Genomic DNA, 19386 nt, shown 5'->3' on the forward strand with positions numbered 1-19386 from the left:
GCCGGCAGGGGAGAAGAGCGACACCATGCACGTGCTCGACACCGTCGACGCCGCCAGCCTGCGCGACGACGTCCCGGAGTTCCGCGCCGGCGACACCCTCAAGGTCCACGTCAAGGTCGTCGAGGGCAACCGCTCCCGCGTCCAGGTCTTCCAGGGCGTCGTCATCCGCCGCACCGGCGGCGGCGTGCGCGAGAGCTTCACGGTCCGCAAGGTCAGCTTCGGCGTCGGCGTGGAGCGCACCTTCCCGCTGCACACCCCGATCCTCGAGAAGATCGAGGTCGTCACCCGCGGTGACGTCAAGCGCGCGAAGCTGTACTACCTGCGCGACCTGCGCGGCAAGGCCGCCAAGATCAAGGAGCGTCGCGACTCCACGTCGCCGCGCGGCTGAGCGGTCCTCAGCCACGACGGGCCGGGTCCCCGCGGGGCCCGGCCCGTCGTCGTCCCGGCCCCTCGCGCGCCGCCCGGACCGGCACCGCCGACGGCCACTAGCATCGGGACCGCGCCGGGGTCCGCCTGCAGCGCGACCGCCGCACCCCCGCAGCCAGGAGCACCGTGACCACCACCCGCCCGACGACGGCTCCGCGCCCGCACCGGCGCACCTCCCGGGGTGGGCGCGCCGTCGCCGTCCTGGCCGTGGCCCTGCTCGTGGCGCTGGTGCTGCGCAGCTTCGTGGTCCAGACCTTCTCCATCCCCTCGGACTCCATGAGCCCCACCCTGGAGCCCGGCCAGCGCGTCCTGGTCTGGCGCGTGGGCGCGCAGGACGTGCGCCGCGGCGACGTCGTCGTCTTCGACGGCACCGGCACCTTCGCGCCCTCCCCGGCCGAGCCCGAGGGTCTGGCCGCCCTGGGAGCGGCCGTGGGCGGGCTGCTCGGCTTCCACCCCGGCGAGAGCGACTACGTCAAGCGGGTCGTGGGCCTGCCCGGCGAGCGCATCACCTGCTGCGACGAGCAGGGCCGCCTGCTCGTCGACGGCGAACCCCTGGAGGAGCCCTACCTGCACCCCGGTGACGGCGCCAGCGACGTCGAGTTCGACATCGAGGTCCCCGAGGGCAGGGTGTGGGTGATGGGCGACCACCGCAGCCGGTCCGTGGACTCCCGCTCCCACCTCGCCGCGCCCGGCGGCGGCACCATCGCCCTGGAGGACGTCGTGGGCCGCGTCGTCGCGGTCAGCTGGCCGCCCTCGCAGATCGGCACCGTGGGCCGGGGGGTGGGCGCGTGAGCGCGGACGACGCGGCCGGCGAGCAGCCCGCGGGGCAGGGCGGCGCGGCCCGACCGGCCCGTCAGCGCGGCGGCGGCGTGCTGGCCGCGGTGCGCGAGACCGTCCTCGTCGTCGCGGTGGCGCTGGTCGTCTCCCTGGTCGTCAAGACGTTCCTGCTGCAGGCCTTCTACATCCCCTCGCAGTCGATGGAGCGCACCCTCGACATCGGCGACCGCGTCGTGGTCAGCAAGCTCACGCCCGGCCCGTTCGCGCTGCACCGCGGCGACGTCGTCGTCTTCGCCGACCCCGGCGGCTGGCTGACGGACACCCCTGAGCCCGAGCGCGGCCCGGTGGGCGCCGTCGTCGCCGACGTCCTGACCTTCGTCGGGCTGCTGCCGGAGGACTCCGACGAGCACCTCATCAAGCGGGTGGTGGGGCTGCCCGGCGACCACGTGGTCTGCTGCGACGAGCAGGGCCGCACCACCGTGAACGACGTGCCGGTCGACGAGAGCGCGTACCTCTTCCCCGGCGCCGAGCCCAGCCAGGTGACCTTCGACGTCACCGTCCCCGAGGACCGGCTGTGGGTCATGGGCGACAACCGCGCCGAGTCGGCCGACTCCCGCTACAACGGCGACAAGCAGTACGACGGCTTCGTGCCGCTGGACCACGTGGTGGGCCGCGCCTACGCCGTCGTGTGGCCGCTGTCGCACCTGGACTGGCTGGGCACGCCCGAGGCCTTCGCTCAGGTGCCCGGCCGCACGGGGGTCGGGTGAGCCCCACCCCCGCTCCCACCCTGCGCCTGGAGCGCTCCCTGCTGCGCGCCGGGCACCACCTGGTGGCGGGCATCGACGAGGTGGGCCGCGGAGCCCTCGCCGGCCCGGTGAGCGTGGGCGTGCTGGTCGTCGGTCCCGGCACCGGCAGCGCCCCGGCGGGCCTGCGCGACTCCAAGCTGCTCACCGCCGTCGCCCGCGAGGCGCTCGTGCCGGCCCTGCGCGGCTGGGCCGTGGCGTGGGCCGTGGGGCACGCCGAGCCGGCCGAGGTCGACGCGCTGGGCACCACCGCGGCCCTGCGCCTGGCGGGTCGCCGCGCGCTCGCACGGCTGCCCGAGCCGCCCTCGGTGGTGGTCCTCGACGGCAGCCACGACTGGCTCAGCGACCCGCCGGCCAGCACCCTGCCGGGCCTGGGGGAGGACGAGCCGCCCTGCGCCGCACCGCCGGTGACCACCCGCGTCAAGGCCGACACCACCTGCGCGGCCGTGGCCGGGGCGAGCGTGCTGGCCAAGGTCGAGCGCGACGCGGTCATGGTGCGCAGGCACGCCGAGCACCCGCACTACGACTGGGCGGCCAACAAGGGCTACGGCGCTCCCGGGCACCTGGCGGCCATCGCCGCGCACGGCCGCTGCCCGCAGCACCGGCTCAGCTGGCGCCTGCCGACCGCCGCCCTGCCGGCCCCGCGCGCCGCCGCCGACACGCGGGCGCCGCTGCCGCCCCCGCCCGGCCGGAACGGCGGGGCGCGGGGGGCATGATGGTCCCGTGAGCGCCGAGGACCTCGAGAACTACGAGACCGAGATGGAGCTGCAGCTCTACCGCGAGTACCGGGACGTCGTGTCGCTCTTCTCCTACGTGGTCGAGACGGAGCGGCGCTTCTACCTCGCCAACTCCGTGGACCTGCAGGTGCGCACCGGTGACGGGGAGACGTACTTCGAGCTCACCCTGCACGACGCCTGGGTGTGGGACGTCTACCGCCCGGCGCGCTTCGTGCGCGACGTGCGCGTGGTGACGTTCAAGGACGTCAACGTCGAGGAGCTGCAGAAGCGCGACATCGAGGTCCCCGACACCCCGCAGCTGCGCGACCGCTGACGCGCCGCGCTCTGCACAGCCCGCCCGCCGGCGGGCGGCGGGCCGGCGCCTGTGGACGGCACCGGCGCCGGCGCCGCCGCGGGTGAGGGTGCGCAGCGGAGGTGGTGCGCGTGCGCGCGAAGGACGGGGTCGGGCGGTACGGCGAGAGGCTGGCCGCCCGCAGGCTCACCGAGGCCGGGATGACGGTCCTGGAGACCAACTGGCGCTGCCCGGGCGGGGAGATCGACATCGTCGCCCGCGACGGCGACTGCCTGGTGGTGTGCGAGGTCAAGACCCGCCGCAGCACCCGTGCGGGCAGCGCCGTGGAGGCGGTGACACCGGCGAAGGTGGCCCGGCTGCGGCGGCTGGTGGGGCAGTGGCTCAGCGCCCACCCCGGGCTGCGCCCGACGGGCGTGCGCCTCGACGTGGTGGCGGTGACGCTGCCCGCGCGGGGAGCCCCGCTCGTGCAGCACCTGCGCGGGGTGTCCTGATGGCGCTGGCCCGCTCCCTGGCCGTCGGACTGGTCGGCCTGCAGGGGCACCTGGTCGAGGTGGAGGCCGACATCTCCGGCGGGCTGCCGGCGTTCGTCCTCGTCGGGCTGCCCGACGCCTCCCTGCACGAGGCGAAGGACCGGGTGCGGGCGGCGACGGCCAACTCCGGCTTCGCCCTGCCGCAGCAGCGGATCACGGTGAACCTGTCCCCGGCCACGCTGCCGAAGTCCGGTTCGTCGTTCGACCTCGCCGTGGCCGTGGCCGCGCTCACCGCCGCCGGCGTGCTGCCCCCCGAGGTGTCGGTCGGTGCCGTGCACCTCGGCGAGCTGGGCCTGGACGGCAGCGTGCGCGCCGTGGACGGCGTGCTGCCGGCGGTGCTGGCCGCCGCCCGCGCGGGGGTCCGCACCGTCGTGGTGCCCGCCGCCACCGCCGACGAGGCCGCGCTCGTGCCGGGGGTGCGGGTGCGCGGGGTGCGCTGGCTGGCCGAGCTGGTCGCCGACTACCGCGGCGAGACCCTCGACGAGCTGCCGGACCCGCCCACCGCGCCGGTGCCCGCCCCGCTCGCCCCGCGGCCCGTCCCGGACCTGGCCGACGTCGTCGGGCAGGCCGAGGCCCGCTTCGCCCTGGAGGTCGCCGCCGCCGGTGCCCACCACCTGCTGATGAGCGGCCCGCCCGGGGCGGGCAAGACGATGCTGGCGGCCCGCCTGCCCGGCCTGCTGCCCGACCTGGACGAGCAGGCGGCGCTGGAGGTCACGGCGGTGCACTCGATCGCCGGGGCGCTGCGCGCCCGCACCGGCGCCCCCGCGCTGATCACCCGTCCCCCCTACGAGGACCCCCACCACACCGCCTCGGTGGCCTCCGTCGTCGGCGGCGGCAGCGGGGTGCCGCGGCCCGGCGCCGTCTCGCGCGCCCACCGCGGCGTCCTCTTCCTCGACGAGGCCCCGGAGTTCGAGAGCCGCGTCCTGGAGGCGCTGCGCCAGCCGCTGGAGCACGGCGAGCTGGTCCTGCACCGCGCCCGCGGTGCGGCCCGCTACCCGGCGCGCTTCCAGCTGGTCCTGGCCGCCAACCCCTGCCCGTGCGGGCGCGCCGTCGGCAGGGCCCTGGACTGCACCTGCACCCCCCACGCGCGGCGGCGCTACGCGGCGAAGCTGTCCGGGCCGCTGCTGGACCGCGTCGACGTGCGGGTCGACGTGCGCGCGGTCACCCGCGCCGAGGTGGCCGAGCCGAGCGCGGGGGAGAGCACCGCCGTCGTCGCCGCCCGCGTGCGCACCGCCCGTGCGCTCGCCGAGCAGCGCCTGCGCCCGCACGCCGCCCGGTGCAACGGCGAGCTGCGCGGCCCGCTCCTGCGCGGTCCGCTGCGCCTGCCGCCCGCGGCGACCGCCGACCTGGACCGCGCCCTGGAGCGCGGGGCGCTGACGCTGCGCGGGGTGGACCGCGTGCTGCGGGTGGCGTGGACGGTGGCCGACCTGCGCGGTGCGCCCGCCCCCGACCGCGACGACGTCGGCCGCGCGCTGGCGCTGCGCGGCGTGGGCGGCCCCCTGGCCGGAGCGGGCGCGTGAGCGCCCCCGGCACCGCCCCCGGCACCGCCCCCGGCACCGCCCCCGGCACCGCCCCCGGCACCGCCCCCGGCACCGCCCCCGGCACCGCCCCCGGTGCCCCCTCCGGTGCAGCGTCGACCCGTTCCCCGCTCGTGCGCCGGGTGCCGCCCGCGCTGCGCCCCGCCCTGGAGGACGAGCGGCTCGCCCGTGCGGCCTGGAGCCGGCTGGCCGAGCCGGGCGACGCGGCCGCCGCCGCCCTGGTCGCCGAGGTCGGCGCCGCGCTGGCCCTGGAGGCCGTCGTCACCGGCCGGGGCCCGCGGCGCTGGCAGAGCCGGCTGGAGGACGCCGACCCCGCCGCGGACCTGGCCCACGCCCGGGCCGTCGGAGGCCGGCTGGTGGTCCCCGGGGACGACGAGTGGCCCACCGGTGTGGACGACCTGGCCCGCCACGGCGGGCCCGAGCGGCCCCTGGCGGCGCCGATCGCGCTGTGGGTGCGCGGGCCCGCCCACCTGGCCGAGGCCGTGGGCCGGGCCGCCGCGGTCGTGGGCTCGCGGGCCTGCACCCCGTACGGCGAGCACGTCACCTCCGAGATCGCGGCGGGACTGGCCGACCGCGGCTTCGGCGTCGTCAGCGGCGGCGCCTTCGGCATCGACGCGGCCGCGCACCGCGCTGCCCTGGCCGTCGGCGGCACGAGCGTCGCCGTGCTCGCCGGCGGGGTGGACCGCGTCTACCCGGCCGGGAACGCCGCCCTGCTCGGGCGCCTGGCCAGGCGGGGCGCCCTGGTCAGCGAGGTGCCGTGCGGGTCCTCGCCCACCCGCTGGCGCTTCCTGGAGCGCAACCGCCTGATCGCCGCCGCCACCGCCGGCACGGTCGTCGTGGAGGCCGCCTGGCGCTCCGGGGCGCTGTCCACCGCCGAGCGGGCCGAGCGGCTGCTGCGGCCCGTCGGTGCGGTGCCCGGGCCGGTGACCTCCGCCGCGTCGGCGGGTTGCCACCGGCTGCTGCGCGAGCGCGGCGCCGTGTGCGTCACCACCGCGGACGAGGCCGCCGAGCTGCTCGCCCCGGTCGGATCGGCCCCGGTGCCCGCGCAGCCCGCCGTGCCGGCCCGCCCCTTCGACGGGCTGGACCCCGAGGAGCTGCGCGTCGCCGAGTCGCTGCCGCGTCGCGGCGCGGCGGGCACCGAGCGCCTCGCGAAGGCCGCGGGCCTGGAGGTCGCCACCGTGCACGCGGTGCTGGGGCGCCTGGAGCTGGCCGGCACCGCCGTGCGCGAGGGGAGCGGGTGGCGGCTGGGCGCGCCGCCGCCGGGCCGCTGAGCGCCCGGCTCGCGCGCGGAGCCGGGCGCGGGTACGAAGACGGGGAGGGAAAACCGGTGGGGCCGGCGGGTCCTGTCGCCTACCGTCGACCCTCGTGCCCGCTGCGAGAGGCGTTGCGGCGCAACCGGTGCAGGTCACCGGAACAGGAGAGGGGCAGGACGTGGAGAAGCTGGGCGAGAAGCTGCTGAACTGGGCGTCGATCCTGGACGAGCAGACCCGCCGGCAGGCGCTGGCCACGTCGACGCTGCCGTTCATCCACCCGCACGTCGCGCTCATGCCCGACGCCCACCTCGGCAAGGGGGCGACGGTCGGCTCGGTGATCCCCACCGACGGGGCGATCATCCCCGCGGCCGTGGGCGTCGACATCGGCTGCGGCATGATCGCGGTGCGCACGCAGTTCACCGCCACCGACCTGCTCCGGCGGGACCTGTCGGTGCTGCGGGTGGCCGTCGAGCGCAGCGTGCCGCTGTCGGCCGGTGCGGCCAACCGCGTCGTCAGCGAGACGGCCGCGCCGCGCGTGGCGGAGCTGGAGCGCCTCGAGCCCGAGCGCGCGGCGTTCCGCGAGTCCCTGGTGCCCCGCTGGCGCCTGGCGCTGGGCTCCCTGGGGTCGGGCAACCACTTCATCGAGGTGTCCCTGGACGAGGACGGCGCGGTGTGGGCGTTCCTGCACTCCGGCTCGCGCGGCCCGGGCAACAAGCTGGCCGTGCACCACATCGCCGTCGCGCGCGAGCGCGCCCGCCGCGAGGCGCTGGACCTTCCCGACCCCGACCTCGCGTCCCTGGTGGAGGGCACCGAGGAGTTCGACGCCTACCTCGCGGACCTGTACTGGGCACAGCACTTCGCCCTGCTCAACCGCGAGGAGATGATGGACCGGGTCACCGCCCGGCTGGGGGAGTTCCTCGGCGAGCCCGTGCGCGAGCAGGAGCGGATCAACTGCCACCACAACTACACCGCCCGCGAGGAGCACTACGGGCGCACGGTGTGGCTCTCGCGCAAGGGTGCCATCGACGCCTCGGCGGGCCGGGCCGGGCTCGTCCCCGGATCGATGGGCACGGCCAGCTACGTGGTCGTGGGCCGGGGGAACCGCGAGTCGCTGAACTCCTCGCCGCACGGGGCCGGGCGCGAGTTCAGCCGCACCGCGGCGCGCAAGCGCTTCACCCGCGAGCAGCTGCGCGAGGCCATGCGGGGCATCGAGTACCGCGACACCGACGCGTTCCTCGACGAGATCCCGGCGGCCTACAAGGACATCGACCGGGTGATGGCCGACGCCGCGGACCTCGTGGAGGTCCGCCACGTGCTGCGCCAGGTCGTCAACGTCAAGGGCGATTGAACGTCGACCGCGGTCGAACGCCGGGCGGTCGAGCGTCGGGGGGCGGTGCGGAGCACGCACCGCCCCCGGGCGGGCCTCAGGCCACGGCCTGCTTGTAGCGCTCGACGACCTCGGCCTTGATGCGGCCCCGGTCGCTGACCTCGATGCCGTTCTCCTTGGCCCAGGCCCGCACCGCCGCGCCGTCCACCGCGTCGGTCCCCTCGCCCGAGCGCGGCGAGGAGGACCCCGCGGCAGGGGCGCTGCGCCGGCCGCCGACGCGCCGGCCGTGCTCGACGTACAGGCTCAGCGCCCGCCGCAGCCGCTGCGCGTTCTCGGCGTTCAGGTCGATCTCGTAGTGGGTGCCCTCCAGCCCGAAGCGGACGGTCTCGCTCGCCTCGCCGCCGTCCACGTCGTCGGTCAGGACCACCGTCGTCCGCTGCGCCACTGCTTCGCTCCTCCTGGTGCCGTCCGCTCCGGCGCGCGGCAGCGCGCCGGGCCCGCTCCGGTGCGCAGCCGCGCGCTCCCGGTCCGGACGCCGGCAATCCTGGCACGCGGCTCCCCGCCCGCCCCCCCGCGCGGCGGTGGCGGCGCGCCGCGCTTGCCCCTGCGCGCCGGGCGGGGGACGGTGCGGCGGTGGACGACGTGCGCGGGCAGCGGCTGCAGGACCTGCTGGACGACTTCGCGACCCACCTGCGCGCCGAGCGCAACCGCTCGGCGCACACGGTGCGCGCCTACTGCTCGGACGTGCGGGACCTGCTGACCACCACCGTGCCCGCCGACGCCGACGGGCGCCTGGACCTGGACCTGCTGTCGCTGGCGGACCTGCGCGCCTGGCTCGCCGGGGCGGCCGCCGACCACGCCCGCTCCACCCTGGCCCGGCGGGCCGCCGCGGCGCGCACCTTCACCGCCTGGGCCGCCCGCACCGGGCGGGCCGGTGCGGACCCGGGCCTGCGGCTGCAGGCCCCGCGCCGGGCCTCGCCGCTGCCGCACGTGCTGAGCGCCGGGCAGGTGGAGGAGCTGCTGCGCGCCGCTCAGGACGGTGCCGCGGCGCCGTCGCGGACGGCGGGCGCCGACGGGCCGGACCCGCTGGCGCTGCGCGACGCCGCTGCCGTGGAGCTGCTGTACGCCACCGGTTGCCGCGTGGCGGAGGTCGTGGGGCTGGACCTCGACGACGTCGACGGCGGGCAGCGGACCGTGCGGGTGCTGGGCAAGGGCTCGCGCGAGCGCGTGGTGCCCTACGGGCTGCCCGCCCAGGACGCGCTGGAGCGCTGGCTCGCGCACGGCCGTCCCCGCCTGGCGGGGGAGCGCTCCGGGCGGGCCCTGCTGCTGGGCCGGCGCGGCGCCCGCGCCGACCAGCGGCAGCTGCGCGAGGCCGTCGCGCGACTGGCCTCCCGGGCGCCCGGGGTGCCCACCACGTCCCCGCACGGGCTGCGGCACGCGGCGGCCACGCACATGCTGGACGGCGGCGCCGACCTTCGTAGCGTTCAGGAGTTGCTCGGTCACGCTACGCTGACGACGACGCAGATCTACACGCACGTCTCCGTCGAGCGGTTGCGGAGATCGCACCGTCAGGCCCACCCACGGGCCTGACGCACCGGGGGGAGGACACGGTGGACGCACCATCGGGGCGCGAGAGCGCCACGGCCGCGCGACCGGAGAGCGACGGCGGAGTGCAGGTGGTCACCGACGGAGGTGTCGCGGTCGACCCCCAGCAGGCTCCCGAGGAGGTCCGTCCCGCGGGTCAGCCCCAGGCCAACGCCCGCTTCGGCGGTCGCAAGGGCAAGGGCCCGGCCACTCCCGAGCAGGAGGAGGCCGAGGCGCGGCTGCGGGCCATGTGGGTGGAGTTCAAGGCCGGCGGCGACGGGCTCGTGCGCGAGAAGCTGATCATGCACTACTCGCCGCTGGTCAAGTACGTCGCGGGCCGGGTGGGCGTCGGGCTGCCGCCCAACATCGAGCAGGCGGACCTGGTCTCCTACGGGATCTTCGGCCTCATCGACGCCATCGAGAAGTTCGACATCGAGCGCGCCATCAAGTTCGAGACGTACGCGATCTCCCGCATCCGCGGCGCGATCATCGACGAGCTGCGCGCCATCGACTGGATCCCGCGCTCGGTGCGCAGCAAGGCCCGCGAGGTGGAGCGCACCTACGCCACCCTGGAGGGGGAGCTGCACCGCACCCCCACCGAGGCCGAGGTCGCCGAGCGGATGGGCATCCCGCTGTCCGACCTGCACCACATCTTCAGCCAGGTGTCCTACGTCAACGTGGTAGCCCTCGACGAGCTGCTGAGCGTGTCGGGGGAGAAGGGCGACAAGCTCTCCCTCGTCGACACCCTGCAGGACACCCGGGCCGAGGACCCCGTCGCGGCCTTCGAGGGCGAGGAGACGAAGTTCCTGCTGGCGCGGGCCGTCAACCAGCTGCCCGAGCGGGAGAAGATCGTCGTCACCCTCTACTACTACGAGGGCCTGACCCTCGCGGAGATCGGCCGCGTGCTCGGGGTGACCGAGTCGCGCATCTGCCAGATGCACACCAAGGCCGTGCTGCAGCTGCGCGGCAAGCTCAGCGACACCGACTGAGGCGGCGGGGCCGGCGGGTGAGCGCGAGGGCGGCTCACCCGGCCCGTCCCAGCGGCAGCAGCACCGGTGGGCCGACCGGCGCCAGGGACGTCAGGGGGTCCAGGTAGTCCTCCCCGCGGCGCAGCCCCAGGTGCAGGCAGGGCCGGTCCGCGCAGTGCGCACCCGCGCCGAGGGCGGCGAACGCCTCGCCGGCGCTCAGGCGGGTGCCGACCGGCGCACCGGCCAGGACGGGTTCGTAGCTGGTGCGCAGCCCGCCGGCGTGCTCCAGCACCACCACGCCCCGGCCCGCCACCGGGCCGGCGAACACCACGACGCCGTCCTGCGGCGCCAGCACGGGCTGGCCGGCGCTCGCGGTCAGGTCCAGCCCGCGGTGACCGGGCGCGTACCGCGAGACGTCGTCGTAGCCGCGCAGCACCGCCGGTCGCGGGTGCAGGGGCCAGGACCACCCCGCGCCGGACGCGGGCTCCGCCGGCGCGACGGCCCTGGCCACGGGGGTGGCGGGCACCGCGGGCACGGCGGGGACGGCGGGGACGGCGACGAGGGCCGCGGCGAGCAGACCGGTCGACAGGGCCGCCAGGGGCGCGGCAGAGGAGGGCACCCGCGCAGGGTGGCGCCGGGGTGCCCGCCGGTGGCGGGCGCGGGGGGCGCGCTGTGGACGGACCGGTCCCGCAGGTCCCTGGGGAGACCGCGGGACACCGGCTCCTCAGCGACGTCCCGGCCGGTGCGGCGAGCCCGCCGCGGCGCAGGCGATGCACGTCGTCGCCCAAGGCCGGGCGGCCAGGCGCCCGGCCGCGATCGGCAGCCCGCAGCGCTCGCACCGCCCGAAGCCCGGTTCGTCGAGGCGGCGCAGGGCGTCCGACAGCAGCGCCAGCCGCTCGCGCACCTGCCCGAGCACGGCGGCGACCTGCGCCCGCTCGAACGCCGTGGTCGACCCCTCGGGGTCGTGCTCGTCGTCGGCAGCGCCCTCGGCGGCGACCTCGAGGGCGCTGGCGAGCTCGCGCTCCAGGGCGGCGGCGCGCTCGCGGGCCGCGGCGCGCTCCGCCTCCAGCGCCGCGCGCACCTCGCCGTGCGTCGCGCTCACCTCGGCCGCAGCGCCTGCAGCCGCTCGCACGCCTCCAGCAGCACCGCGTCGGACTTGCAGAACGTGAAGCGCACCAGCGCTCGCGCGGGCTGCGCAGCGGGACCGTCCGGCGCGCAGAACGCGGCCACCGGGACCCCCACGACACCCGCCAGCTCCGGCAGCGCGCGGCAGAAGGCGGTGCCGTCCTCGAAGCCCAGCGGGCGCGGGTCGGCCACGACGAAGTAGGTGCCCTCCGGCACGCCCGCGGTGAACCCGGCGGCCAGCAGGCCCTCGCGCAGCAGGTCGCGACGTCGCTGCAGGTCACCGGCCAGGTCGCGGTAGAAGTCGTCGCCCAGCGCCAGGGCGCGCGCCACGGCGGGCTGGAACGGTGCGGCGTTGACGTAGGTGAGGAACTGCTTGACGGTGCGCACCGCGGCCACCAGGTGCGCCGGGCCGGTGACCCAGCCGACCTTCCAGCCGGTCACGGAGAACGTCTTGCCGGCCGAGGAGACGGCCAGGGTGCGCTCGGCCATCCCCGGCAGGCTCGAGATCGGGACGTGCTGCGCACCGGTGAAGACGAGGTGCTCGTACACCTCGTCGGTGACCACCAGGGCGTCGTGCTCGACGGCCAGCTCCGCCACCGCCGCCAGCTCCTCGCGCGTCAGCACCGTGCCGGTGGGGTTGTGCGGGGTGTTCAGCAGCACCAGGCGCGTGCGGGGGGAGAAGGCCGCGCGCAGCCCCTCGCGGTCCAGCGCGAAGCGCCCGGAACCGTCGGCGGCGGGCAGCAGGGCCACCGGGCGCTGCACCGCCCCGGCCAGGGCGATCACGGCGGCGTAGGAGTCGTAGGTCGGCTCCAGCACCACGACCTCGTCGCCCGGTTCGGCCAGCGCCAGCACGGCGGCGGCGACGCCCTCGGTGGCACCGGCCGTCACCAGCACCTGCGTGGCGGGGTCCAGGGCGAGCCCGTGGAAGCGGTGCTGGTGCTCGGCCACGGCCCGCAGCAGCTCGGGGTCCCCCTGCCCGGGCGGGTACTGGTTGCGGCCGGCGCGGATCGCCGCGGCCGCGTCGGCCAGCAGCGACGCGGGCCCGTCGGTGTCGGGGAAGCCCTGACCCAGGTTCACCGCCCCGGTGCGCAGCGCGAGCGCCGACATCTCGGCGAAGATCGTCGGGCCGAAGCGCCGCATGCGCCGCACGACACCGCCGCGGTCGAGGCTGGTGCTCACGACCCGTAGACTACGGGGGCACGACGTGCGCGCCCGGCCCAGCCGATCGCGGTCGCCGTGACATCGCGTCCCCGCGTCCTGCGCGTCGCAGGGAGCCACCCCTCTCGGTCCGCCGCACGCCGGCGGTCGGGGTGCGCTGCCGGGGACCAGGCGCGACGGACCGCCCGGTCCGCCGCGGGAAACCGATCGGCCCCCGGGCGGGGGCCGGCACGAGGAGGACCACCCATGGCCGTCGTGACGATGCGCCAGCTGCTCGAGTCCGGTGTGCACTTCGGGCACCAGACGCGCCGCTGGAACCCGAAGATGAAGCGCTTCCTGTTCACGGAGCGCAACGGCATCTACATCATCGACCTGCAGCAGTCGCTGTCCTTCATCGACCGCGCCTACGAGTTCGTCAAGGAGACCGTCGCGCACGGCGGCTCGATCCTGTTCATCGGCACGAAGAAGCAGGCGCAGGAGCCCATCGCCGAGCAGGCCCGCCGCGTGGGCATGCCGTTCGTGAACCAGCGCTGGCTCGGCGGCATGCTGACCAACTTCTCCACCGTCTCCAAGCGGATCGCGCGCCTGCGCGAGCTCGAGGAGGTCGACTTCGACGACGTGGCCGGCTCGGGCCTGACGAAGAAGGAGCTCCTGGTCCTGCGCCGCGAGAAGGAGAAGCTGGACAAGACCCTCGGCGGCATCCGGGACATGTCCAAGGTCCCCTCCGCGGTGTGGATCGTCGACACCAACAAGGAGCACCTGGCCGTCGACGAGGCCAAGAAGCTCAACATCCCGGTCGTCGCGATCCTGGACTCCAATTGCGACCCGGACGACGTGGACTACCGCATCCCCGGCAACGACGACGCGATCCGCTCCGTCACGCTGCTGACCCGCGTCATCGCCGACGCCGTCGCCGAGGGCCTGCAGGTCCGCCACGGCGGGGGCGCGGCCACCGAGGCCGAGCCGCTGGCCGCTTGGGAGCAGGACCTGCTCGCCGGCAGCGAGGGCATCCAGTCCGGCGGTTCCGAGAGCATCGCCACCGCCGAGGGCTCGGAGCGCCCGGAGGCCGCCGCCGCGGCCGCCGCCACCGGTCAGGACGCCGAGGCCGTGGCCCTGTCGGGCGACGAGCCCACCGAGGCCGAGGCCCCCTCGCAGACCGTCGGCGCCAGCACCCAGGCCTGACCGCGAACGCCCCGGGCCGGCAGCGGCCCGGGGCGTCCGTGCGTCCGGCCCCACCCACCTCGAGATCGTCCCGACACCCCAGGAGGAGAAGGACCGATGGCTGCGTACACCGCCGCTGATGTCAAGGCCCTGCGCGAGAAGACCGGCGCCGGCATGCTGGACTGCAAGAACGCGCTCGTGGAGTCCGGCGGAGACGTCGAGAAGGCCGTCGAGCTGCTGCGCATCAAGGGTCAGAAGGGCGTGGCCAAGCGCGCGGACCGCGACGCCTCCAACGGCCTGGTGGCCGTGCACACCGACGGTGGTCTCGGTGTGATGGTGCAGCTCAACTGCGAGACCGACTTCGTCGCCAAGAGCGAGGGCTTCGTCGCGCTGTCCCGGCAGATCCTCGACCAGGCCGTGGCCGTCGGCGCGACCGACGCCGAGTCGCTGCTGGCCTCCGAGCTGGACGGCCGCACCGTCCAGCAGCTGCTCGACGAGGCCAACGCCACCATGGGCGAGAAGATCCTCCTGCCGCGCGTGGCCCGCGTGGAGGGCACGCACGTCTCGTCGTACCTGCACCGCACCGCGACCGACCTGCCGCCGACCATCGGCGTGCTCGTCGCCCTCGACGCGGTGAACGACGAGGTCGGCAAGGACGTGGCCATGCACGCCGCCGCGATGAGCCCGACCTACCTCACCCGTGAGGACGTCCCCGCCGAGACGGTCGAGAGCGAGCGCCGCATCGCCGAGGAGACCGCCCGCGAGGAGAACAAGCCCGAGGCCGCCATGACGAAGATCGTCGAGGGCCGGGTGAACAGCTTCTTCAAGGACAACGTCCTGCTGGAGCAGCCGTTCGCCAAGGACCCCAAGACGACCGTCACCAAGCTGCTGGCCGGGGCAGGGGTGCACGTCACCGCCTTCGCGCGCTTCCGCGCCGGCGCCTGAGACGTCCCACCGCGGGGCGGGTGGACCTCCGGTCCGCCCGCCCCGTTCGCGCGTCCGGGGCGCCCGCACCCGTCCGGACCAGCGCACCGCCCGCGCGCGCCGCCCCGTGCGCGCCCGTGCGGCACACTTCCCGAGAGCCGACCCCCGCAGTGAGGAGACCCCGCGTGCCGGACACCACCGAGCCGAGCCTGACCGTCGACCTGGAGGCCGGCACGGTCGGGCCGGCGCCCGCGTACCGCCGGGTCCTGCTGAAGCTGTCGGGGGAGTTCTTCGGCAACGGCTCCGTCGGCGTGGACCCCGACGTCATCGCCCAGGTCGCCCGGGAGATCGCCGCCGGGGTCAAGCTGGGCGTGCAGGTCGCCATCGTCGTCGGCGGCGGCAACTTCTTCCGCGGCGCGGAGCTGTCCCAGCGCGGCATGGAGCGCAGCCGCGCCGACTACATGGGCATGCTCGGCACCGTGATGAACGCGCTGGCGCTGCAGGACTTCCTGGAGCAGGCCGGGGTGGACACCCGCGTGCAGACCGCCATCACCATGGGCCAGGTCGCCGAGCCGTACATCCCGCGCCGCGCGATCCGCCACATGGAGAAGAACCGCGTGGTCATCTTCGGCGCCGGTGCGGGGATGCCGTACTTCTCCACCGACACCGTGGCCGCCCAGCGCGCCCTGGAGGTCCGTGCGGACGCGGTCCTCATGGCCAAGAACGGCGTGGACGGCGTCTACACCGGTGACCCGCGCAAGGACCCGTCCGCCACCAAGATCGACGAGATCACCTACTCGCAGGCGCTGCAGCAGGGCCTGCGAGTGGTCGACACCACGGCCTTCAGCCTCTGCATGGACAACGGCCTGCCCATGATCGTCTTCGGCATGGAGGGCCAGGGCGTGGCGCGCGCGCTGCGGGGTGAGAGGATCGGCACGCAGGTGACCGCGGGCTGAGCCGCGCCGGGCCCGGGGGACCGGGTCCGCCGCTCACCGCGGGCGCCGTCACGCGTCGGAGCAGGACGAAGGGACCACCGTGATCGACGACACCCTCCTCGAGGCCGAGGAGAAGATGAGCAAGGCGATCGACGTCGCCAAGGAGGACTTCGGCGCCATCCGCACCGGTCGCGCCAACGCCGCCATGTTCCACAAGATCTTCGTGGACTACTACGGCGCCCCCACCCCGCTGCAGCAGCTGGCCTCCTTCCAGATCCCCGAGGCCCGCTCGGTGCTCATCACGCCGTTCGACCGCGGTGCCATGGCCGAGATCGAGAAGGCGCTGCGCAACTCCGACCTCGGGGTCAACCCCGGCAACGACGGCAACGTCATCCGCGTGGTGCTGCCGCAGCTGACCGAGGAGCGCCGCAAGGACTACATCAAGCTCGCCCGGACCAAGGCCGAGGACGCCCGCGTCTCGCTGCGCAACGTGCGCCGCCGCGCCAAGGAGGAGCTGGACCGCATCGTCAAGGACGGCGAGGCCGGCGAGGACGAGGTCACCCGCGCGGAGAAGGACCTCGAGGCCACGACGAGGAAGTACGTCGAGGCCGTCGACGACCTGCTGAAGAACAAGGAAGCGGAACTCCTGGCGGTGTGAACGCGCCCGCACCCGACGCGGCCACCGGTACCGCGCGCAAGCCCCGCGCCGGGCGCAACCTGCCCGCCGCCGTCGGCGTGGGGCTGGCGCTCGGCGCGGTGCTGCTGCTCAGCCTGTTCGTGCGCCCCGAGGCGTTCGTCGTGCTGGCCTGCGCCGCCGTCCTGTACGGGACGGTGGAGGTGGTGCGGGCCTTCCGCGCCCACCACCTGCGGGTGCCGGCGCTGCCGGCGGTGGTGGGCACGCTGGCGATGCTGCCCGGCGCCTACCTCGGCGGCAGCGAGACCCTCCTGGTCGCCTACGCCCTGACCGTCTTCGCCGTGCTGGTGTGGCGGGTCCTGGACACCGGCGGCGACCACGGCACCCCGGTCCGCGTGCCGCCGGTGCGCGACGTCGCCGGCGGCGTCTTCGTCGTCTCCTACGGCCCGCTGCTGGGCTCGTTCGCGATGCTGATGCTCGCCGCCTCCGACGGCCCCTGGCGCGTGCTGCTGTTCGTGCTGCTGGCCGTGGCCAGCGACATCGGCGGGTACGCGGCCGGCGTCTTCCTCGGCAAGCACCCCATGGCCCCCTCGGTCAGCCCGAAGAAGTCCTGGGAGGGCACCGCCGGGTCGCTGCTGACGGGGGCGGTCCTGGGGGCGGTGTGCCTGCCGCTGATGCTCGGCGGACCGTGGTGGGGCGGGCTGCTGCTCGGACTGGTCACCGTGGCCGTCGCCGTCCTGGGCGACCTGTCGGAGTCCATGCTCAAGCGGGACCTGGGCATCAAGGACATGGGGGACCTCCTGCCGGGTCACGGCGGCGTGATGGACCGGCTGGACTCCCTGCTGCCGACGGCGCCCGTGGTGCACCTGCTGCTGATGGCCCTGCTCGGCCCCTGACGCGCACGGGGGCCGGGGCCCGGGGCCTTTACCATGGGAGGACCATGCCGACTCCCCCCGCCCCCGCCGCCGCGGCGGACGCCCCCCAGGACTTCAGCCAGGACTTCGCCCGGGACGCGGAGCGCCGCCCGCTCCCGCTGGCGCCCGCCGGTCCCGGTGCGCTGGTCATGTCCGCCCCCCGCCGGGGCAAGCCCCCGCGCCACTTCAGCGACCTCGAGCCCGCCGAGCGCGCCGACGCGCTGGCCGAGCTGGGAGAGAAGCCGTTCCGCGCCCGGCAGCTGGCCACCCAGTGGTTCGAGCGCCTGCAGGACGACCCGGCCCGCATGACCGACCTGCCCGCCGCGAGCCGAGAGCGCATCGCCGGGGCCCTGCTGCCCACGCTGCTGACGCCCGTGCGGTCCCTGACGGCCGACCGGGGCCGGACGGTGAAGACGCTGTGGCGCCTGCACGACGGCGCCCTGGTCGAGTCCGTGCTCATGCGCTACAAGAACCGCGACACGCTGTGCATCTCCAGCCAGGCCGGTTGCGGCATGAACTGCCCGTTCTGCGCCACCGGTCAGGCGGGCCTGACCCGCAACCTGTCCACCGCGGAGATCGTCGAGCAGGTGCTCGCCGCCGCCCGCTCGCTGGCGCGCGACGAGGTCGCCGGTGGTCCGGGCCGCGTCTCGAACGTGGTGTTCATGGGCATGGGGGAGGCGCTGGCGAACTACCGCTCCGCCGTCGCGGCCGTGCGCCGCTTGACCGCCCCCACCCCCGACGGGCTGGGCATCTCCGCGCGCGGCCTCACCATGTCGACGGTCGGCCTGGTCCCGGCCATCGACAAGTTCGCCGCGGAGGGCATCGCCGCGACCCTGGCGCTGAGCCTGCACGCGCCCGACGACGAGCTGCGCGACGAGCTGGTGCCGGTCAACCGGCGCTGGAAGGTCGGTGAGGCCCTGGACTCGGCCCGTCGCTACTTCGAGGCCACCGGACGGCGCGTCAGCATCGAGTACGCCCTCATCCGCGACGTCAACGACCAGGCGTGGCGCGCCGACCTCCTCGGCAAACTGCTCAACGCGCGCGGGCGCGGCTGGGTGCACGTGAACCCGATCCCGCTGAACCCGACCCCGGGCTCGAAGTGGACCGCCAGCGACCCGGCGGTGGAGCGGGCGTTCGTCGCGGCCCTGGAGGCGCGCGGCATCCCCACCACCGTGCGCGACACCCGCGGCAGCGACATCGACGGCGCCTGCGGCCAGCTGGCCGCCGTGGCCCCGGAACAGCCGCGCGCGTGAGCGGCGCGCACGCCGCCGGGGCGCGCCGGTGACGCAGGAGCTGGGTGAGCGGGGCGTCGCCGAGCAGCTGCTGGGGCGTCGCCCCCACCGCACGGGGCGCCTGCACCGCGGTTACCGCGTCACCGACGTCGACGCCTTCTTCGAGCACGCGGAGCGGGCCGTGCCCGCGCGGCGGCTCAGCGCCGCGCAGGTGCGGGCGGTCGGCTTCGGCTCCCAGCTCGGCGGGTACGACGTCGAGGCCACCGACGCGGTGCTGACGCAGCTCGAGGACCGCCTCGCCCGCCTGGAGCGCGTGCGGGCGCTGGGGGGCGGGGCGCAGCGGCAGTGGGCCGAGCGGCACGCCGCGCTGAGCGCGGCCGTGCTGGGCCGGCTCGACGAGCCGGACGGGGAGCGCTTCCCCCGGGCCCGGGGCCTGCGCCGCGGGTACCGCCCCTCCGACGTGGACGCCCTGTGCGCCCTGCTGGCCGAGCGGTTCGCCGGCGGTGCGCGCCTGGACGCCGAGGACGTGCGCGCAGCGCTGTTCCGGCCCCGCCGGGGCCGGCGCGCCTACCGGGAGGCGCCGGTGGACGCCTTCCTGGACCGCGTCGTGGAGCTCGTGGTCTCCCACGAGCCCTGACGGACCGCGGCGGCGGGGACCTCAGTCCCAGGGCGGCACCGATCCGAGCACCCGGTCCACGGCGATCGCGACGACCACGCGCCGCGGGTTGGGCCGGGGCGTGCGGTACCGCTGCGCGTAGCGCTGCTCGGCGTCCGTGACCTCACCGGGGTCGGTGAGCAGTCGGGCGGGACCCTCCAGCGCCAGCCAGCGCCGGCCGTCCACCTGGGCCACCACGGCGCGCGTGCCGCGCCGCACGTGCGCGGCCTTGCGGGAGGTGCCCGAGGTGATGACCCGCACCGTGGTGGTGGCGGCCTCGAAGGTGAAGCCCACGGGCACCACGTGGGGCGAGCCGTCGGTGCGCAGGGTCGTCAGGGTCGCCAGGTGCCGCTCGGTCAGGAACTCCAGCGCAGCGGGCGGCAGGTCGCGGGGGTCGAGGGCCACGGGCCGGT

Annotated in this window: 23 protein-coding genes; 18 read left to right on the plus strand and 5 right to left on the minus strand. The window is 76.0% G+C overall.

The features are described 5' to 3' along the window. Window positions 1-25: 25 nt before the first annotated feature. The 9 genes from rplS to ACRYR9_RS00615 all read left to right on the plus strand — a co-directional run bounded on the left by rplS (window position 26) and on the right by ACRYR9_RS00615 (window position 7704). Window positions 26-388: a 50S ribosomal protein L19 gene (gene rplS / locus ACRYR9_RS00575; protein WP_432491663.1), complete on the plus strand. Its 363-nt coding sequence runs from the start codon at window positions 26-28 to the stop codon at window positions 386-388. Between the two features lie 164 nt (window positions 389-552). Then, window positions 553-1218, plus strand: coding sequence for a signal peptidase I (lepB, locus tag ACRYR9_RS00580; RefSeq protein WP_432491665.1), 666 nt, complete (start codon window positions 553-555; stop codon window positions 1216-1218). Continuing rightward, a complete protein-coding gene (gene lepB, locus ACRYR9_RS00585; protein ID WP_432491667.1) occupies window positions 1215-1970 on the plus strand; it encodes a signal peptidase I in 756 nt (251 codons plus the stop codon). The genes lepB (ACRYR9_RS00580) and lepB (ACRYR9_RS00585) overlap by 4 nt, the downstream gene beginning before the upstream one ends. Further along, window positions 1967-2722 (plus strand): ribonuclease HII, encoded by a 756-nt coding sequence (locus ACRYR9_RS00590; RefSeq protein ID WP_432491669.1) that lies wholly within the window; start codon window positions 1967-1969, stop codon window positions 2720-2722. The genes lepB (ACRYR9_RS00585) and ACRYR9_RS00590 overlap by 4 nt, the downstream gene beginning before the upstream one ends. A gap of 7 nt (window positions 2723-2729) precedes the next feature. Beyond that, entirely contained in the window at window positions 2730-3056 is a 327-nt protein-coding gene (locus ACRYR9_RS00595) for a DUF2469 domain-containing protein (RefSeq protein WP_432491671.1), read from the plus strand. Between the two features lie 110 nt (window positions 3057-3166). Next, the gene (locus ACRYR9_RS00600) at window positions 3167-3526 is read left to right on the plus strand and encodes a YraN family protein (RefSeq protein WP_432491673.1); all 360 of its coding nucleotides are present in this window, start codon (window positions 3167-3169) and stop codon (window positions 3524-3526) included. Beyond that, window positions 3526-5085, plus strand: coding sequence for a YifB family Mg chelatase-like AAA ATPase (locus tag ACRYR9_RS00605; protein ID WP_432491675.1), 1560 nt, complete (start codon window positions 3526-3528; stop codon window positions 5083-5085). Before ACRYR9_RS00600 ends, ACRYR9_RS00605 begins: the two co-directional genes overlap by 1 nt. A gap of 131 nt (window positions 5086-5216) precedes the next feature. Further along, window positions 5217-6374, plus strand: coding sequence for a DNA-processing protein DprA (gene dprA, locus ACRYR9_RS00610; protein ID WP_432491816.1), 1158 nt, complete (start codon window positions 5217-5219; stop codon window positions 6372-6374). Window positions 6375-6534: 160 nt separating this feature from the next. Continuing rightward, window positions 6535-7704: an RtcB family protein gene (locus tag ACRYR9_RS00615; RefSeq protein WP_432491818.1), complete on the plus strand. Its 1170-nt coding sequence runs from the start codon at window positions 6535-6537 to the stop codon at window positions 7702-7704. A 76-nt stretch (window positions 7705-7780) separates the two neighbouring features. On the opposite strand, the gene ACRYR9_RS00620 is transcribed toward ACRYR9_RS00615, so the two are convergent. Continuing rightward, window positions 7781-8128, minus strand: coding sequence for a histone-like nucleoid-structuring protein Lsr2 (locus ACRYR9_RS00620; protein WP_432491677.1), 348 nt, complete (start codon window positions 8126-8128; stop codon window positions 7781-7783). 188 nt (window positions 8129-8316) lie between these two features. Here ACRYR9_RS00620 and ACRYR9_RS00625 point away from each other — a divergent pair, with 188 nt between their 5' ends. Both ACRYR9_RS00625 and whiG read left to right on the plus strand, forming a co-directional pair. After that, window positions 8317-9273, plus strand: coding sequence for a tyrosine-type recombinase/integrase (locus ACRYR9_RS00625; protein ID WP_432491679.1), 957 nt, complete (start codon window positions 8317-8319; stop codon window positions 9271-9273). Between the two features lie 86 nt (window positions 9274-9359). Beyond that, the gene (gene whiG, locus ACRYR9_RS00630; protein WP_432491820.1) at window positions 9360-10256 is read left to right on the plus strand and encodes an RNA polymerase sigma factor WhiG; all 897 of its coding nucleotides are present in this window, start codon (window positions 9360-9362) and stop codon (window positions 10254-10256) included. Window positions 10257-10290: 34 nt separating this feature from the next. On the opposite strand, the gene ACRYR9_RS00635 is transcribed toward whiG, so the two are convergent. The 3 genes from ACRYR9_RS00635 to ACRYR9_RS00645 form a co-directional block, all read right to left on the minus strand. Then, entirely contained in the window at window positions 10291-10854 is a 564-nt protein-coding gene (locus tag ACRYR9_RS00635; protein ID WP_432491680.1) for a murein hydrolase activator EnvC family protein, read from the minus strand. Window positions 10855-10959: 105 nt separating this feature from the next. Then, window positions 10960-11337, minus strand: coding sequence for a TraR/DksA family transcriptional regulator (locus tag ACRYR9_RS00640; protein ID WP_432491682.1), 378 nt, complete (start codon window positions 11335-11337; stop codon window positions 10960-10962). Beyond that, entirely contained in the window at window positions 11334-12500 is a 1167-nt protein-coding gene (locus tag ACRYR9_RS00645; protein ID WP_432491822.1) for a pyridoxal phosphate-dependent aminotransferase, read from the minus strand. The genes ACRYR9_RS00640 and ACRYR9_RS00645 overlap by 4 nt, the downstream gene beginning before the upstream one ends. A gap of 264 nt (window positions 12501-12764) precedes the next feature. On the opposite strand from ACRYR9_RS00645, the gene rpsB reads away from it, so the two are divergent. The 7 genes from rpsB to ACRYR9_RS00680 all read left to right on the plus strand — a co-directional run bounded on the left by rpsB (window position 12765) and on the right by ACRYR9_RS00680 (window position 18955). Next, window positions 12765-13700, plus strand: coding sequence for a 30S ribosomal protein S2 (rpsB, locus tag ACRYR9_RS00650; protein ID WP_432491684.1), 936 nt, complete (start codon window positions 12765-12767; stop codon window positions 13698-13700). A 96-nt stretch (window positions 13701-13796) separates the two neighbouring features. After that, the gene (gene tsf, locus ACRYR9_RS00655) at window positions 13797-14624 is read left to right on the plus strand and encodes a translation elongation factor Ts (protein ID WP_432491686.1); all 828 of its coding nucleotides are present in this window, start codon (window positions 13797-13799) and stop codon (window positions 14622-14624) included. A 188-nt stretch (window positions 14625-14812) separates the two neighbouring features. Next, a complete protein-coding gene (gene pyrH / locus ACRYR9_RS00660) occupies window positions 14813-15559 on the plus strand; it encodes a UMP kinase (protein ID WP_432491824.1) in 747 nt (248 codons plus the stop codon). Window positions 15560-15638: 79 nt separating this feature from the next. Beyond that, complete coding sequence (frr, locus tag ACRYR9_RS00665) at window positions 15639-16196, plus strand: ribosome recycling factor (RefSeq protein WP_432491688.1); 558 nt, start codon at window positions 15639-15641, stop codon at window positions 16194-16196. Then, window positions 16193-17068: a phosphatidate cytidylyltransferase gene (locus ACRYR9_RS00670; protein ID WP_432491690.1), complete on the plus strand. Its 876-nt coding sequence runs from the start codon at window positions 16193-16195 to the stop codon at window positions 17066-17068. The genes frr and ACRYR9_RS00670 overlap by 4 nt, the downstream gene beginning before the upstream one ends. Window positions 17069-17235: 167 nt before the next feature. Then, window positions 17236-18339 carry a dual-specificity RNA methyltransferase RlmN gene (gene rlmN / locus ACRYR9_RS00675; protein WP_432491826.1) on the plus strand — a complete coding sequence of 368 codons (1104 nt, stop codon included), beginning with the start codon at window positions 17236-17238 and terminating at the stop codon, window positions 18337-18339. Window positions 18340-18367: 28 nt separating this feature from the next. Continuing rightward, entirely contained in the window at window positions 18368-18955 is a 588-nt protein-coding gene (locus ACRYR9_RS00680; protein ID WP_432491692.1) for a DivIVA domain-containing protein, read from the plus strand. A gap of 21 nt (window positions 18956-18976) precedes the next feature. Here the strand turns inward: ACRYR9_RS00680 and ACRYR9_RS00685 are convergent, their stop codons facing one another. After that, complete coding sequence (locus ACRYR9_RS00685; RefSeq protein WP_432491694.1) at window positions 18977-19378, minus strand: pyridoxamine 5'-phosphate oxidase family protein; 402 nt, start codon at window positions 19376-19378, stop codon at window positions 18977-18979. Window positions 19379-19386 lie beyond the last annotated feature (8 nt).

Source organism: Kineococcus auxinigenes, from assembly GCF_050871525.1.
Classification (GTDB): Bacteria; Actinomycetota; Actinomycetes; order Actinomycetales; family Kineococcaceae; genus Kineococcus.

What these genes read in the sequence shown, in the direction of transcription:
- ACRYR9_RS00645 (WP_432491822.1), bottom strand. Translation starts at nt 12,500, where the DNA reads ATGCGGCGCTTCGGCCCGACGATCTTCGCCGAGATGTCGGCGCTCGCG.
- rplS (WP_432491663.1), top strand. Translation starts at nt 26, where the DNA reads ATGCACGTGCTCGACACCGTCGACGCCGCCAGCCTGCGCGACGACGTC.
- rpsB (WP_432491684.1), top strand. Translation starts at nt 12,765, where the DNA reads ATGGCCGTCGTGACGATGCGCCAGCTGCTCGAGTCCGGTGTGCACTTC.
- ACRYR9_RS00605 (WP_432491675.1), top strand. Translation starts at nt 3,526, where the DNA reads ATGGCGCTGGCCCGCTCCCTGGCCGTCGGACTGGTCGGCCTGCAGGGG.
- tsf (WP_432491686.1), top strand. Translation starts at nt 13,797, where the DNA reads ATGGCTGCGTACACCGCCGCTGATGTCAAGGCCCTGCGCGAGAAGACC.
- rlmN (WP_432491826.1), top strand. Translation starts at nt 17,236, where the DNA reads ATGTCCGCCCCCCGCCGGGGCAAGCCCCCGCGCCACTTCAGCGACCTC.